Genomic DNA, 15680 nt, shown 5'->3' on the forward strand with positions numbered 1-15680 from the left:
TCAGCTAAATTAGGCGCCTGTTATCTACCAGGGGATGGGTTCACCCTGCCAATCGATGTAGTGAGGACCTCGCTCTACGGTCAATTCAGGCAATATAGTTAGTAGCTGCTTGGCAGTGAACGCGGGGGTAAACAGTTTTTCAGGCTTGACGTTGGCTTGGAATGGCTCTGACAGTGGCGTATCAACGGTACCGGGGTGGTAACTAACCAATACCGCTTGTTTCAAACGTCGTTGTAGTTCTACAGCCGCGGTCTTGACTAGCATATTAAGTGCTGCCTTACTCATCCTGTAACTATACCAACCACCTAGGCGGTTATCGCTAATACTGCCGACTCGGGCACTAAACACAACCCACTCCGCACGCTGTTTGACCAATAACTGTGGTGCATACTTCAACCAATTGGCATTGCTGGCAGTGTTTACCGTAAACACCTGCATTAAAGCGTTAATGTCGATATCTTCAAGGCGCTTTTCCGGGTGGAATTGCTCCGAGTGTAATACACCAATGGTGCTTATCACACGGTTGAATAAAACGCCCTGCTCGCGCCACTGACTCACCTGCTCTGCCACGGCGTCAGCATCTGTGCTGTCCAGCTCAATCCAGTCAGCAAGGCTCACGTCAGTGATTGCATCACTGCGTTGTGACCGAGAAACGACATAGAGATGTGCGCTCGGATCATTCGCACTGGTTTGGCGGATAAGTTCGGTGGCAATTGCACTACCGCCACCAATAATTAGTATATTGTCAGTTTCACTCATTAATTCTTCTCATTTATCTGGCAACTGCCCGAATCGCAGCGCTCTTTACCTGTAAGCCAATAACTTATGCGATGACGATGCTTAGCAAATACGATGTATAGTCGATCAGCTAGCGGCTTAATCAGTGGCCAGCGCAAAGGCGCGTACAGCCAACCCTTGCCCACTAATCTCCATGCGGTATAGGTCACATCGAGACCCGTTAACATCTGGCCATTACTCCAGCGACCATGGATCCGAGCAGCACATGCCTCGCTATCGAGTTCCGGGTATTCGACAGCAAAACTGGGGTGATTAATGTCCACAAACGCAAGTTTGTTTTCGGTATTGCGTTTCATCAAATGGCGCATTTCTGTCATACACAATGGACATCCACCGTCGTAAAACACCGTAAACTGCATGCCGACTAAATCTCCTTTCAGGATGAACAAATTAATAGTTATTACGTAGAACCAATACAACTGGATGACTTGTAAATTTGCGTTACGCTACCCACATGTAAGGCAGAACGAATTTGAGACGAAAAGTATGGCGAATATAGAACAAGCAACACTGGCTGGCGGGTGCTTTTGGTGCCTTGAGTCGGCGTTTAATAGCATAAATGGGGTTGAAAGTGCGTTTTCTGGCTACGCTGGTGGCCATGTGGACAACCCAACCTATGAGCAGGTATGCGGCGGTGAAACTGGTCACGCAGAGGTAGTGAGGGTCAACTTCGATAGCGACGTAATAAGCTATCGCAGTATTCTGGAAATATTCTTTGCCTTACACGATCCGACTCAACTTAATCGCCAAGGTAACGATGTCGGAAGCCAGTATCGCAGTGCCGTATTTTATCACTCGGCTGAACAACAAGAGCAGGCGCAAGCCATCATAGCCGAAATCGAAGCACAACAGATTTGGCCTAACCCAGTGGTCACCGAAGTTGTGCCCTTGTCGAATTATTCACAGGCTGAGGATTATCACCAAGATTACTTCAACAACAATCCGCAAAACACCTATTGCAATATGGTGGTCGCGCCCAAACTGGCGAAGTTTAAAAAAACCTTTGCCGACAATTTAAAGTAGTTAGTCGCTCTGCGTTATGGCGGAGGCTTCCTTCGCCTGAAAATACGGGCGCAGCCACTCTGGTTGTAAAGTGAGCTTGAACATTAATGGCGCCATTGCCTCGTAGCGTTGTCGATTAGATTCACATTGAATGTTCTTATGATAATTGCGCTTCCAAGGATCGTTGATAAGCCATACATCAGCACCCACAACTGCAACACCTTCCAATGACGCGTTATCCATCTTCTCAAATGGTTTACACTGAGGATCATCACTTAAACTCGGAGCTAAAAATACTAAATCGATTATTTGCGTCGGTTGTTGCTTAGCAAGATCAATAAACCACAATTGTTCATCATTGCGCGCCGCGGCGATCAATAAACCTGGATGACTACCCGCTAAAGGCAAGTAGTCCATCCCGTTGATCGGGTGGTTACCCGCTGTGAAAGAGGGCACATCCAATTGCGGGTCAGTGACTGCTGCAAAATCGGTCGTTTGCCAAAACTGTGCATCAATAACGACAGAAAAAATTCGCGGCTGGCCTCTCGAATCTTTTTCTAAACCTAGATACAGGGTGCGCTCAGGTCCAAACGCCATCCCTTCAATACCATCATTCGGAAAGTCGCCAACCGCATACTCTAGTGGGTACTGAATAGGTCTCACGTGGGTTACACGCAGATTATCTTCCGACTTTACCACTTTCACTAATAAGGTCGGATACGCCGTCGAACCCGTGTTTTCATAACGCTGCTGACAGCGCGTTGACATCGCCCCGCTGCGTGTTGCGTCTTCCGTCACAAGAATAAAGACGTTGGGATCATCTGGGTCTACCACCAGCGCTTCATAATCGGGTTCGTCGGATAAATACTGTGCAAAACAGCTACGTCGAACACGTGACGCTAACGTCATCGGTCCATACACGTCAGTTATGGTCATAGACACTGGGTCAATTGCATGGATACGACGGCGTTGAATGGGCAATGCACTTGCATCTGAGACAGTTAGCAGTTGGTTATTGTGAAACACGAGGCCTGAGGTTTGTGGGTCTGGCATCACTGCACCGTTTATATCCACAATCCATTGTCCCTCAAGTTCTACTAAAGGGTTATTACTACCGCCGTCAGCTTCATTCGTCATTTGCTCGGCAGGCGAACATGCGGTAAGTAGCGAAATCAATGTAACAAAGATCAAACCACGCGCACACACAGTGCGGGATTGACTCGCTAGAAAGGTAACTACTTTTTTCACCGCTTTTAAATTCCTGTCATAACTGAATTTCCCGCGCGTATCATAATCACAAATCGAAGAATGTGCAGCACCATTCGTTCAGATTTAGATATTTTGCGATTTACATAACCACTGATAGACTTTCGCAACAGTCGTTGAAAATGAGTTTAACTTGTCGAGTATTAACACCGTTTCCAATCCCAATATTGACCAAGTACCACAAGTTCTTGCCGGCCCCATGTTACGCCGCACTGACAATGAGCAAATGGTACTTTGGCTCGCTACAAAACGGCCTTTGCAATTCACGGTTAAATTGCGCCGCGCTAATCAAGGCGAGGACTGGCAAACATTTGATAAAGACGCCAACTTATCTCAGCACACCGTCACCATAGGTGAGCACGCACATGTGCACTTATTGCATATACAGCAAGCAGATTTACTCGAAGCAGGTAGTCGCTATCAGTATCAAATTACGAGTAACGATAAAGACCTAAATGGTGAGTTAATTCCCACAGACATGTACTTTGAAGGGAGCGATTGCTTCTCGTTCACCTACAATTCTACGTTAACTAATGTGATTCACGGTTCATGTCGCAAGCCTCATTTTGCCGGCGATGATGCGCTTCCCCAGGTCGATGCACTGTTGCGCAGTGATGATCCCAATGTTCGGCCTGATTTGCTGATCATGAGTGGTGACCAAGTCTATGTAGATGATGTGGCAGGACCAACACTGAATGCCATTCGACAGGTAATAAAGCTATTAGGATTGTTCGAAGAGACACTCGAAGATGCCACCCTCACGCATAGTAGCGAGCTACATGACTCGCCAATGGGCTACTACAAACGCGAACAAATTTTACCTAAGACTGACACCAATAGTGTGCTCGCAGGTCTGTTTTTCAAAGCGAAACGCAAACCCATTTTTACGTCAGTGAATGCCAAAAACCACCTCATTGCAGCCAGTGAAATCTTTGCCATGTATTTTCTGGTGTGGTCACCGGTCTTGTGGCGCTTTGTTGATTTAACCAGGCCCGCATCGGTCGATCTAACCTTTGAGCAGCTGTACGCCACAGAGCTCGAGCATATCGAACAGTTTGTCAGTAGTTTACCCGCTACGGCGCGAATGTTTGCACAAGTGCCCACCTACATGATTTTTGACGATCACGACGTCACTGATGATTGGAATCTCACCCGCGCTTGGGAAGAAGCTGTGTACAACCATCCATTATCCAAACGCATGGTCGGCAATGCCTTGTTAGGCTATTGGCTGTGTCAAGGTTGGGCCAATGCACCCGAGGTATTCACCACTCTACAAGAGCAAGTACAGCGCAGTTTTTCCAAGCAAGGGATCAATGAGCATGACGAGTTGGTCGAAATGTTGTTTGAGTGGGACGAGTGGCAATATCACTTAGAAACGTCGCCACCTGTGTATGTAATGGATACCCGCACCCAGCGTTGGCGCAGTGAGTCAAATCCAGATAAGCCATCGGGATTATTGGACTGGGAAGCGCTGTGTGAGTTTCAGCAAACCATTTTAGGTAAACCTTCAGTAATCGTTATCTCGGCGGCACCTATTTACGGCTTAAAATTTATTGAAGCCGTACAAAAAGTATTTACCTTTTTCGGGGCTGCGCTGATGGTCGATGCGGAGAACTGGATGGCACATAAAGGCACCGCCGAGGTCATTCTAAATATATTTCGGCATTATAAAACACCGCCACTGTTTGTGATCTTGAGCGGCGATGTACACTACTCTTTCGTATACGATGTCACTACTCGATTTAGGCGCCACAGTCCCAAAATCCTGCAATTTACCAGTAGTGGTTTTAAAAACGCATTCCCTCCAGGGTTATTAAAATGGTTCGAGCGCTGCAATCGCTTGTTTTATTCCAAACGGTCACCACTTAACTGGTTTACGCGACGACGCAACATGCGTATTGACGAACGTGATCCAGAACCCAACCACAGGGATATCACCATGGGTAACGTGGTGAATGCTCCAGCGATTGGTTTGTTAGTACTCGACGATAAGGGCGAGCCCACTGATTGCAGTGTGATACTGGCCGACGGCAAGCGCATCCAATTCATTCAAGACTAATTAACAACTGAGAGTTATGAGCGAAGAGACCTTTAAAATCGGATTGTTCTATGGTTCAACGACGTGCTACACCGAAATGGCCGCGGAAAAAATCCAGCAGCAAATGAACGAGTTATTCGGCTTCGAGTGTGTCGACTTATACAACATTAAAGATACCGGTTTACATCAAACCGCTGAATACGATGTACTTATTTTAGGGATCTCTACGTGGGATTTTGGTGAAATTCAAGAAGACTGGGAATCCCAGTGGCAAGATATTCGCGGTCTGCATCTTGAAGGCAAAATTGTTGCACTTTATGGCTTAGGTGATCAAATGGGCTATGCAGACTGGTTTCAAGATGCCCTAGGGATGTTGCACGATGAAGTGCTCGCTAGACAAGCTAGCGTTATCGGCTACTGGCCGAACGACGGTTATGAATTTACTGCGAGTAAAGCACTGACTGACGATCAATCTCACTTTGTCGGTTTATCTTTGGATGATGAAAATCAGTACGATCTTACCGATGTTCGGATTGCTCAGTGGTGCCAACAGTTGCTTGAGGAACTGAGCGACGCCTGAACAATGAAGGTTTCCTTTAATGAGTCGCCTGCATAAACCCTATTTTCGCAACGGTGATAATCATCGAGCAGGTGCCGATGTGTCGTTTAGCGATGTACGTAAAGTATTTGGATTTCGCAGTATCGAGATAGGGCGTTGGGTAACCAAAGAAGAACAGCAGCTAGCCGCTAATCTGTTCTTTGATGCGCTCTGTGACCTAGCCGATATCTTACAGGTACCGACACCTGTCATATCGTTAAATGGCAATTTATCCCTCGCCTTCGGCAAGGGGGGAAATAAATACGCCAGTGCCCATTACAATGCCAGTATTCGACAACTAGCACTGGCTAAAAACGCTGGTGGTGGAGCACTTGCCCACGAATGGTTTCACGCGTTCGATCACTACATTGCCAGTAAAGCTTTTGTGCAACCCAAGCGCTTAGATTTTGCCTCTTCACTGTGGTTAGCAGAGGCTCGGGCTCGGGAACACCCACTCAATGAGCGTCTTTTCAGTATTTTTGAAAGTATGTTCTTGGCTGAAGATTTAGTCTCAATGAGCCCGCTTATGCAGCGCAGTGTTCATATCGACAAAGCCATGGGCGGCTATTACTTCGCTCAGCCTCCCGAAGTAGCAGCACGCGCTTTTGAGGCAGTGCTGCAAAATCACACAATAAAGAATCAGTTTTTAGTTTCGGGCACTAAACAGTCTAATGAAGCGCAGCTAGGCGCATACCCTGATAAGGCAGAACAACAGGCACTCAACCAACGCCTTGGTGATTATTTCAGTTTGCTCGGTCGTGCGGTCGACGCCAAACACGCCTAAACGTTTCCCCGTTCGTCCCAAGATCCGGCTGTTTTTGCGAAAAGATCGCACCAAGGACTATTCATTTTGAATTCAAACGTTATACTAGAGCGTCTAGTAAACGTAACAAGAATGCTAAAGATATGAAAAGAAAAAAGCATACCTCTGGTGATGACGACGCCCAGATCGATATGACACCGATGCTCGATATCGTGTTCATTATGTTGATCTTCTTTATCGTGACTACGTCGTTCGTTAAAGAGAAGGGTTTAGAGGTTAATCGTCCTAAAGACAACCAAAATGTTACAAAACCGAGTAAAGCTCTCTCAATTCAGATTGATGAGTTTGGCAAAATTCGTATGAACGGCCGTGATGTTGATATCCGCCGTGTTGTAGCAAACATTCAAACCTACTTAGCGGAAAACATTACTGACGCCGCAGCTATCCAGGCGCATGCAGATACTGAGCATGGCATTGTGGTTGAAGTAATGAACCAAGCCAAAGAAGCAGGTATTGAAAAAGTATCGGTATTGGTAAAAGGCCAATAGCGATAAATTGGATTAAAAAAACCGAGCGCTGCTCGGTTTTTTTATACCCGTAACTTAAACGCAGATTTCGCTACTGCTGAATTTTAGGGTAATTAGCGGTACTGGCCGTGCGACGCTCCTGCCACAATTTGAGACCAATGCTGAACAAGTTGCTCACGTTAAACACACTGCCAAAGATACTACCGACCGAAATTGCATAAATCAGGCCTAAGACTTCAGCCAGCACAAACCAGCGCCGGATCTGATTCGCGTCTTGTAAAACAATAGAGCCAACGGTAAAAATTAACGAGCTTGCATAAGCAACCAAGATCATCAAGCCGTGATGCATAACAAAGAGTTCGTACAACAAAAAGCCGATGTTTAACGCAACAAATGCGTATAAAACGCCGACCTGGCGATAACGCATCGCGATTAGATTGCGAATACATGCCAATAAGCAACCAATCCCTGCAGCCATCGCGCCCAACATAAAAAAGTGAGCACTTACACTCGCCAAAGCTAAAGCAGAAATAAAGCGATAACGATTGATATCGTTTTGCCGGTAACCAATAAAGTTGAGTATGACCGCGAGTGCACCAAAGGCCTCGGCGACAATTAACATAGTTTCCCCTTAATGATTGGAGGGACTGAAGGTCGATTTGCCACGCATCAATTCGCGAGCGACGCGGTTAACCCCATTGATGTGATCGGCAGGTCGCGCTAATAAGCGAAACTGACTGCCCTGGTAATCAGCCAGCACCACTGCATATGCGGGCATCTGTTCTAACTCAAGTCCCAGAGGCTCAAAAAGCGGCACATCATACTTACCTAGTTGCAAGATTTGTAGGTTTTGTTGCTGAAATTTTACCGTTTTATAAGCGACGGGGTTGGGGATCTGCGCATAGACTTCAAACATGGGTACATTAAATGGCACCCCCATCCACACATATTCTAAAACATCAATATAATCAGTTAGCGCTTTCACACTATCAGTCATACCTATTCACCGCTTAAAAGTGCAAATAATACGCGCGACACAATGCGCGATACTCTTCAGTATATACGTTGGGCGCAGCATAAATGTTTAATTTGTCGATATTCGGTGTTGTTTGTGTCAAACCATAAGCTAAACACAAGCGTGAAACGGGCTTTTCAGGCAATGATCGGATCTCTAGCTGGCGTTGCACACACAAGCCATGTTGTTCACTTACGCGCCGCGCAGCACCGGCCTGCTCGGTAGGTAGAACGATAAACGCTAAGCCCTTAGTTGAAAGCTTAGCGCGGATCACTGCAAATAATGAGCTGAGTGTTAACGCTGTCTCGCTTCGTGCGACTTTGCGCGGGTTGCTAAATCCTTGCTGTGAACGCGTTTCTCCGTGCGGCACGGAAAAGTACGGCGGATTGGATACGATGACATCAAAAGTTGATTGCAATGTATTATTCGACACCACTATATCACTGTTGACGACTTCAATACTGTCAGGCCATGGACTAGCAGCAACGTTTTGGTTTGCCTGTCGTGCTGCATCAGCGTCAATTTCGACAGCTGTGATACGCAATTTCCCAGCGGCCCATTGACTGAGCATCAGCGCCAATAAGCCACTTCCCGCTCCGATATCTAAGCCGTTTAGATACTGCTCACTGGTAGGATACTCATCTAAACAACGAGCAGCCCAACTGCCCAATAGAATGCTGTCGGTGCCAACTTTCATCGCACACGCTGAATCATCCACGCTGAATTGTTTGAACCTAAAAATGTTGCAGTCCTATCATCTGTTGTGCGACATCGGCCGCCTCAATCGGACGATACTTTTTCAATGGCCCTAGCATTAACGGCGCAATCACCTTGCCTACTTTTATCCCTAGTTGCTCTGCTGTGCGCACGTCTTCGCGGTCGCCTACTAGCAGCGATGGTCGCACAGCAGCTGCATGCTTCAGCTGCGGCATAGTGAGAATGGCATTTTCTAATTCGCCTTTGACGCGCAAGTAAAAATTACTACTTTTAGCATCTGCCCCAACTGATGAGATCCACACAAAACCTGAGGCGCGCTGCGCTCTTGCTAATTGCGCAGCGACATGGACAAACTCAAAATCCACCCGACGAAACGCTTTTTGGCTACCGGCTTGTTTTATCGTGGTGCCCAAACAACAGTACACATGATCAACGGTAAAGTAGCCTTGGTAATCTTGTAATTGTTCGAAATCGATGACGACTGGCACCAACTTTTTTAAGGGGTCGTGGAACATGCTTACGCTTAGCGGCTTCCGCACCAACACCGTAATTTGATGATAGCGTTCATCATTGAGTAACTGCTGAGTTAACGACTTGCCAACTAACCCTGTAGCACCGAGAACTGTCGCAGATTTGGTCGTTGTCACTTTGTATCCTCTACTTGATGCTCTACACTATCGCAGTCTATAAGCAATCATATGATAATAATGAAAAAACTCTTCGCACTTTTACTGTTTTTTAGCGCAAATGGTTTTGCTGAGCAGCCACTAACCATTGAACGTATATTTTCGTCGCCATCATTAGATGGTACTGCACCGCGTAACTTGGCAATCTCCCCGGACGGCCAGCGCGTTACCTTCTTGCGCGGTAAACAAGACGATTACGAGCGTTTAGATTTATGGGAATACCATATCGCCAGTGGCGAAACGCGCATGTTAGTTAACTCTGATGACCTGCATCAAGGTGATGAGCAGTTATCCGATGAAGAAAAAGCACGCCGTGAACGCATGCGCTTGTCAGGTACAGGCATTGTTAGCTACAGCTGGTCTGCTGATGGCAGAGCCTTGCTATTTCCGTTAGCAGGTGACGTGTTTTACTACACCTTGGCCACTGATGATAAACCGGCAAAGGTAAGCCGTTTGCTTGAAACGCCTGAGTTTGAAACGGATATTCAGCTGTCGCCGAAAAGTCGCTTTATTTCCTACATTCGCGAGCAAAACCTCTACATCCTAGAAATTGCGACCGGTAAAGAAACCGCGATAACACGTGAAGGTGGTGGCGACATTAAATTTGGTATGGCCGAGTTTGTGGCGCAAGAAGAAATGAGCCGTTTGACTGGTTATTGGTGGTCACCAGACGAACAACACATCGCATTTACGCGCGTTGACGAAGGCCCGGTTGATGTGATCACGCGCTCAGAGATCTATGCTGACTCGATCAGTATGATTGAGCAAAAATACCCCAAAGCCGGTACCGACAATGTTGAAGTTACTCTCGCCGTGCAAAATATCGCCAGCGGTGACAGACAATGGGTTGACTTAGGTGACAATAAAGATATCTACCTTGCCCGCGGTCAATGGGCAACAGACAATCGCAATTTCACCTATCAAATTCAATCGCGCAATCAACAAATATTGACTCTGTTTGCCTACGATATCAGCCAAAAAAGTAATCGCGTGCTGATTGAAGAAACCTCTGATACCTGGGTGAACTTGCATGATGCATTGCACTTTTTAGCTGATCAGCAACACTTTATTTGGGCATCGGAGCGCGATGGCTTTAAGCACCTTTATCTCTACAATATCGATAAAGGCTTAGTGCGCCAATTGACCCAAGGTGAATGGGTAGTAACCTCGCTCGATGCAGTCAATGAAGCTGAGCAACGCGTCTATTTTAGCGGCCGGAAAGACACGCCAATAGAAAATCATTTGTATACCGTCAGCTTAAATGGCGGCGAGATCGCTCGCGTTAGCCAACGCGACGGGTTCCACAACGTGACTTTTAGTCATAACGGTGAGATCTACGTCGACAACTTTTCAACCATTAATACGCCACCACAAGTCAGTGTGCATCGCGCCAATGGCAAGCAGCTAACTTGGTTAGCGGAAAATGCAATTGATGACTCACATCCGTTAGCGGCTTATCAAGCTCAATGGGTAAAACCGACCTTTGGCACTTTGCAAACCACTGATAACGCAACGCTACATTATCGCTTGTACACACCGAAGAAAATCGAAGGTAAGCATCCTGTCATCGTATTTGTGTACGGTGGCCCTGGTGTACAAGTGGTGACTAACAGTTGGTACGGCAACCGTGGCTTGATGATGCAACATTGGGTCAACAAAGGTTACGTAGTCTTTTCTGTCGACAATCGCGGTTCAAAATACCGCGGTAAAGCCTTTGAAGATCCGCTGTATCTAAAGATGGGTGATATCGAAGTAACCGACCAGATTGAAGGCGTTAAGTTCTTACACACCTTACCGTATGTCGACAAAGACCGTATTGGTGTTCATGGCCACAGTTATGGCGGTTACATGACGATTATGAGTATGTTTAAAGGTGCGGACTACTTTGCTGCAGGTGTTTCAGGCGCGCCGGTAACCGATTGGCGTTTATACGATACACACTATACCGAGCGCTATATGGGTGACCCTCGCGTAGTCGATGAGGCCTACACAGCAGCGTCTGTATTCCCACATGCAGAAAACCTTAAAGGACCCATGTTGATTTATCACGGAATGGCAGATGACAACGTACTATTCACCCACGCGACTATGCTCTATAAGCACTTACAAGACTTAGCATTGCCTTTTGAAGTGATGGACTACCCGGGTAAGAAGCACAGCATTCGTGGTAAAAATACGCAGATCCACTTGTTTACCACGATCACCAACTTCTTTGATCGGAACCTGCATCCACCCAAGTAGGGATGAACAAAAAAAGGCTGACAATTGTCAGCCTTTTTTGCATGCGTTTGAATTAGCCGAACATCGCATTCGCCAACGACTTTTGTAAACCAATCGCGGTTTCTTTGTTGAGCTCAACCTTAAGCGGATTAGATTGACCTGATATCCAAATAGTCAGCTCAGCATCCATGTCAAAATGGCCTGCTGTTTCAACGTTAAACTGGGTAATTGCTCGGTAAGGAACGCTGTGATACTCAACCTTCTTACCTGTCATACCTTGCTTATCGATGAAAATAAGGCGAGCGTTAGTAAAGACAAACATGTCACGCACGAGCTTAAATGCCTGAGTAACGCGCTCTGAATCAGCCAATACTGGCGCGAGCTCTTCCTGAACTTCTCCTGCATCAACCTCAGAAGCATTACCCATTAATTTATCTAGCAATCCCATTGTTATCTCCTGTCTCTTTTTATTGCCGCAAAGGCGATTACGTATCACTTTACTGGGTTATTACGTAATTAACAATTTGAATAAGCGATGCTACATTAGAGCCACTTTTTGACTGAGGTACATATGGACTTCTCAGATATCAAAGCGGCTCATACGCGCATCAAGCCGATGATCAAGCGCACGCCTATCGTTTCTTCTAAACGCCTTAATCAATGGCTCAGTGGCAATTTAGCTGCCGGTAATCAGCACGAAGTATTTTTTAAAGCGGAATGTTTGCAAACCACCGGGGCGTTTAAGCTGCGCGGTGCGAGTAATTTTATTGCAAAGTTATTAGAAAGTGGTGAAAATCCGCGCCAATTCGTTGCTAACAGTTCGGGTAATCATGCCCAAGCGGTCGCCTATGCCGCACGTAAATTTGGCGTTCCAGCGACTATCTATGCAGCAGATACCATCTCTCCGATTAAAGCTGCGGCAACCCAGAGTTACGGCGCAGAGCTCAAGACTTTTGCAAAACGCACGTTAGCCGATGCAGCGGTTGCCGAAGCCAGTCAGGCTGACGGCGTAGTATGGATCCCGCCGTTTAATCATCCCGATATAATCGCGGGACAAGGGACTGCTGCACTGGAGGCAATTGAAGAGCTTGAGAGCGTAGATGCAGTTTTTGCTCCTTGTGGCGGTGGTGGATTAGTAAGCGGCAGCTTAGTGACTACCCGCGCTTTGGCCCCCAAAGCTCAAGTTATCGGTGCTGAGCCATTAGCCGCGAATGACGCAGCAGAATCACTGCGCCAAGGAACTATACAATACTTAACCGACACCCCGAAAACTCTGGCGGATGGAGCCGCCACGCCAAGCGTTGGCGAACACACCTTCCCGTTTTTACAACAACTTGACGGCTTCTATGAAGTGTCTGAACAACAAATTTGCTATTGGACTCAATGGTTACATCACTTGCTAAAACTGCATATTGAACCAACCTGTTGTATGACAATGAGCGCAGTTGCTCAGTGGCTATCAAACCAAACACGACCGCAACGGGTATTAGTAATCTTATCAGGTGGTAATATCAGTTCGCAGAGTATGCAAACGATTCATGCAACCGATTACTTAGCCCAACCGCCGAGCCTAATCGAATAACAACAATTACCGGAATATTTATGAGTCTAATCAAGCGCATCACCCTACTCGTTCTGTTCGCCATAACCGCATCTGTGAATGCGAAAAGCCTGCATATATACAATGTCAAAGGATACACTTTTACGCCTCAACGCGAGCTCGTAACCTTCACGAACATGGTCATTGATTCCGGTAAGGTTGTGAGTATCGGTGATGATTCTCTCGGCCATGCATTCCCCACTGCACAACAGTTGGATGGCGAGGGACAAACACTATTGCCTGGCTTAATCGACGCGCACGGCCATTTATTGGGTTTAGGAGCAAGCCTGTTATTTATTGATGTGCGCGAGGCTACAAGCGCCCAGCACGCCGCGAAGATGGCGGCTGATTACTATCAACGCAATCCAGATTTAACCTGGGTACAAGGCGGGCGATGGAACCAAGTGTTGTGGCCAGATAAGGAGTTTCCCAATGCTGCCATCCTTGACGAGACATTACCCAATGTCCCTGTATGGCTTGAACGTATAGACGGTCATGCCGGTTGGGCTAACAGTGCAGCCCTGAAAATTGCCGGTATTACTAAAGAAACGGTTTCGCCAGAAGGTGGAAAAATTCTCACCGACGAGCTCGGTAACCCAACGGGGATATTAATTGATACCGCGATGTCTCTCGTGGAGAAGCACCTTCCAGAACAAAACCGTCAGTTAATGCAACAGCAGTTGAACGCCGCCGGCGAACACCTACTCAGTCTGGGCATTACAAGTATGCACGATGCCGGTATCGATAAACGCACCTACGACTTCTATCGCGAATTAGCTGCTGACGGAGAGTTGCCACTGCGCGTATATGCAATGTTAGCGGCAACGGCTCCTGAGCTACCGCAAATGCTGGCTGCTGGCAAAGTCACTACTGCCGATGAAATGCTATTAATCCGCAGTGTTAAAGCATATGGAGACGGTGCTTTGGGAAGTCGTGGCGCAGCATTGTTAGCGGCCTATAATGACGATCCGCGCAACAAAGGATTGTTAGTGACAGCACAAGATAAACTCCCCGGTTTATTCAACCAGGTCATTGGCAGTGGCTTTGCCCTTCACTTCCACGCCATTGGCGATCGTGCGAACCGCTTGGCATTGGATCAATTTGCTGCGACCTTCGCAACCATTGGTGGCCAAGAGTTGCGTCACCGCATGGAACACGCACAGGTTATTGCTGTTGATGACATTATTCGATTTAAAGAGTTGGATATTATTCCATCGATGCAACCAACACATGCGACAAGTGATATGAACATGGCGCGTGATCGCATTGGCCCGAAACGCTTGCGCGGTGCTTATGCGTGGCGAACCTTTTTAAAGCAAGGTTCAATTCTCGCCTTTGGCTCTGATTTTCCGGTTGAGCTAGCCAATCCGTTTTACGGTCTGCACGCTGCAGTAACTCGACAAGACCGCAATAACCAGCCAGTCAAAGGCTGGATCCCAGAACAAGCGTTGAGCCTTACTGAGTCGTTACGCGCTTTCACTATTGATGCGGCTTATGCGGCTGCTCAAGAACAAACTATCGGATCTTTAACTAAGGGCTACTGGGCGGATTTTATTTTAGTTGATAAGGATATCTTCGCTATTCCAGCGGAAGATTTATGGACAGTCACGGTCAACCAAACGTTTATTGCCGGTGAGAAAGTTTACCAGCGCGATTAGAAATCAGTATCGGGCAACAGCAAATGTTGTGGCCGATACAAATTGACCAAGTCATTAAACTCTTTGCTGCGCTTAAATTCTGCTAACGCAGTATTGAGTTTAGTGACGATAGCGTCGTCAACGTTGACGTTGGTTGCTAAGTAGTTGCCTTTTAACTCGGGGGTTCGCAGCGGAGCGATGGCAATTACGTCATCTGGCGTGGCGTCAAATTGAGCTAATGAACTCGATAGGGTAAAGCCTGAAGCAATCATCAAGTCTAAACGCCCGAGTAAAAACAAGCGTGTAGGGTCGTCTTTATTTTCAGTTTGTAAAAGGTTATCACCAATTACGAAGCCCCTTGCAACTAGCACAGACTCGTAAATATCATTGCGCATCACGCCTATAGAGTAATTTAATACATCCGTTTCCGACTCCACTACAATGTCGGTCCGACTGCTTAATTTAAAATAGTAAGTGTCGCTGCTAACGAGTGGACCGATCCAGTTAAAAAAAGGTTCTCGGGCGTTATTTCGCGAGGCGCTAAGCACCGCCCCTTTAGGATCTTTAAACACTGTGGACATTGCGCGCGTCCACGGCATGGGAATAAATGCACAAGTGAGCTCAGCCATCTCGCAAGCGCGTTTTGCTGCGACACCATTGATACCATCAATCTCACCGTCATTCATAAAGTTGTAAGGACGATAATTATCCTCAAAGTAAATATTGAGATCGACGTCGTCCTGAGCATAGCTGGGACTCAAACAGAAAAGGGAAAAGGTGACCAAGACACCTAATACGCGGCCCATATCACCT

The 15680-nt window shown here is 46.9% G+C and carries 17 protein-coding genes; 8 read left to right on the top strand and 9 right to left on the bottom strand.

The genetic code is table 11. The annotated features are described in order from the left end of the window. Positions 1 to 24 precede the first annotated feature (24 nt). Both QTP81_RS12685 and QTP81_RS12690 read right to left on the bottom strand, forming a co-directional pair. The gene (locus QTP81_RS12685; RefSeq protein WP_289365983.1) at positions 25 to 759 is read right to left on the bottom strand and encodes an SDR family oxidoreductase; all 735 of its coding nucleotides are present in this window, start codon (positions 757 to 759) and stop codon (positions 25 to 27) included. Continuing rightward, positions 759 to 1157, bottom strand: coding sequence for a thiol-disulfide oxidoreductase DCC family protein (locus tag QTP81_RS12690; RefSeq protein WP_289365984.1), 399 nt, complete (start codon positions 1155 to 1157; stop codon positions 759 to 761). The genes QTP81_RS12685 and QTP81_RS12690 overlap by 1 nt, the downstream gene beginning before the upstream one ends. A gap of 127 nt (positions 1158 to 1284) precedes the next feature. On the opposite strand from QTP81_RS12690, the gene msrA reads away from it, so the two are divergent. Next, positions 1285 to 1821, top strand: a complete 537-nt coding sequence (msrA, locus tag QTP81_RS12695; protein ID WP_289365985.1) for a peptide-methionine (S)-S-oxide reductase MsrA — start codon at positions 1285 to 1287, stop codon at positions 1819 to 1821. Here msrA and QTP81_RS12700 read toward each other — a convergent pair whose 3' ends face one another. Then, positions 1822 to 3048 carry a hypothetical protein gene (locus tag QTP81_RS12700; protein ID WP_289365989.1) on the bottom strand — a complete coding sequence of 409 codons (1227 nt, stop codon included), beginning with the start codon at positions 3046 to 3048 and terminating at the stop codon, positions 1822 to 1824. It abuts the gene before it with no gap. 151 nt (positions 3049 to 3199) lie between these two features. Between QTP81_RS12700 and QTP81_RS12705 the strand changes: the two genes are divergently transcribed. The 4 genes from QTP81_RS12705 (at position 3200) to QTP81_RS12720 (ending at position 7013) form a co-directional block, all read left to right on the top strand. After that, positions 3200 to 5125 carry a metallophosphoesterase family protein gene (locus QTP81_RS12705; protein WP_289365990.1) on the top strand — a complete coding sequence of 642 codons (1926 nt, stop codon included), beginning with the start codon at positions 3200 to 3202 and terminating at the stop codon, positions 5123 to 5125. A gap of 16 nt (positions 5126 to 5141) precedes the next feature. Next, positions 5142 to 5684: a flavodoxin FldB gene (gene fldB / locus QTP81_RS12710; RefSeq protein ID WP_289365992.1), complete on the top strand. Its 543-nt coding sequence runs from the start codon at positions 5142 to 5144 to the stop codon at positions 5682 to 5684. A 19-nt stretch (positions 5685 to 5703) separates the two neighbouring features. After that, complete coding sequence (locus QTP81_RS12715; RefSeq protein ID WP_289365994.1) at positions 5704 to 6486, top strand: CLCA_X family protein; 783 nt, start codon at positions 5704 to 5706, stop codon at positions 6484 to 6486. Positions 6487 to 6608: 122 nt separating this feature from the next. Further along, the gene (locus QTP81_RS12720) at positions 6609 to 7013 is read left to right on the top strand and encodes an ExbD/TolR family protein (RefSeq protein WP_289365995.1); all 405 of its coding nucleotides are present in this window, start codon (positions 6609 to 6611) and stop codon (positions 7011 to 7013) included. 70 nt (positions 7014 to 7083) lie between these two features. On the opposite strand, the gene QTP81_RS12725 is transcribed toward QTP81_RS12720, so the two are convergent. The 4 genes from QTP81_RS12725 to QTP81_RS12740 are packed head-to-tail and all read right to left on the bottom strand — an operon-like array spanning position 7084 to position 9371. Beyond that, positions 7084 to 7614, bottom strand: coding sequence for a YgjV family protein (locus QTP81_RS12725; protein WP_289365996.1), 531 nt, complete (start codon positions 7612 to 7614; stop codon positions 7084 to 7086). Positions 7615 to 7623: 9 nt separating this feature from the next. Further along, positions 7624 to 7989 (bottom strand): hypothetical protein, encoded by a 366-nt coding sequence (locus QTP81_RS12730; protein ID WP_289365997.1) that lies wholly within the window; start codon positions 7987 to 7989, stop codon positions 7624 to 7626. A 13-nt stretch (positions 7990 to 8002) separates the two neighbouring features. Next, positions 8003 to 8725, bottom strand: coding sequence for a tRNA1(Val) (adenine(37)-N6)-methyltransferase (locus QTP81_RS12735; protein WP_289365998.1), 723 nt, complete (start codon positions 8723 to 8725; stop codon positions 8003 to 8005). A gap of 16 nt (positions 8726 to 8741) precedes the next feature. Next, entirely contained in the window at positions 8742 to 9371 is a 630-nt protein-coding gene (locus QTP81_RS12740) for an NAD(P)H-binding protein (protein WP_289365999.1), read from the bottom strand. A gap of 60 nt (positions 9372 to 9431) precedes the next feature. Here QTP81_RS12740 and QTP81_RS12745 point away from each other — a divergent pair, with 60 nt between their 5' ends. After that, positions 9432 to 11651 carry a S9 family peptidase gene (locus QTP81_RS12745; protein ID WP_289366000.1) on the top strand — a complete coding sequence of 740 codons (2220 nt, stop codon included), beginning with the start codon at positions 9432 to 9434 and terminating at the stop codon, positions 11649 to 11651. A gap of 52 nt (positions 11652 to 11703) precedes the next feature. On the opposite strand, the gene QTP81_RS12750 is transcribed toward QTP81_RS12745, so the two are convergent. Next, positions 11704 to 12078: a PH domain-containing protein gene (locus QTP81_RS12750; RefSeq protein ID WP_289366001.1), complete on the bottom strand. Its 375-nt coding sequence runs from the start codon at positions 12076 to 12078 to the stop codon at positions 11704 to 11706. 123 nt (positions 12079 to 12201) lie between these two features. Between QTP81_RS12750 and QTP81_RS12755 the strand changes: the two genes are divergently transcribed. Then, positions 12202 to 13212 carry a serine/threonine dehydratase gene (locus QTP81_RS12755; RefSeq protein ID WP_289366273.1) on the top strand — a complete coding sequence of 337 codons (1011 nt, stop codon included), beginning with the start codon at positions 12202 to 12204 and terminating at the stop codon, positions 13210 to 13212. 20 nt (positions 13213 to 13232) lie between these two features. Further along, on the top strand, positions 13233 to 14888 hold the full coding sequence (locus QTP81_RS12760; protein ID WP_289366002.1) for an amidohydrolase: 1656 nt from the start codon (positions 13233 to 13235) through the stop codon (positions 14886 to 14888). Here the strand turns inward: QTP81_RS12760 and QTP81_RS12765 are convergent. Next, positions 14885 to 15673: a substrate-binding periplasmic protein gene (locus QTP81_RS12765; RefSeq protein ID WP_289366003.1), complete on the bottom strand. Its 789-nt coding sequence runs from the start codon at positions 15671 to 15673 to the stop codon at positions 14885 to 14887. The two genes, QTP81_RS12760 and QTP81_RS12765, sit on opposite strands and share 4 nt — an antisense overlap. Positions 15674 to 15680: the final 7 nt, after the last annotated feature.

Origin of the sequence: Neoalteromonas arenosi (assembly GCF_030362855.1) — a bacterium.
In the GTDB taxonomy this organism is placed as follows: Bacteria; Pseudomonadota; Gammaproteobacteria; order Enterobacterales; family Alteromonadaceae; genus Alteromonas_E; species Alteromonas_E arenosi.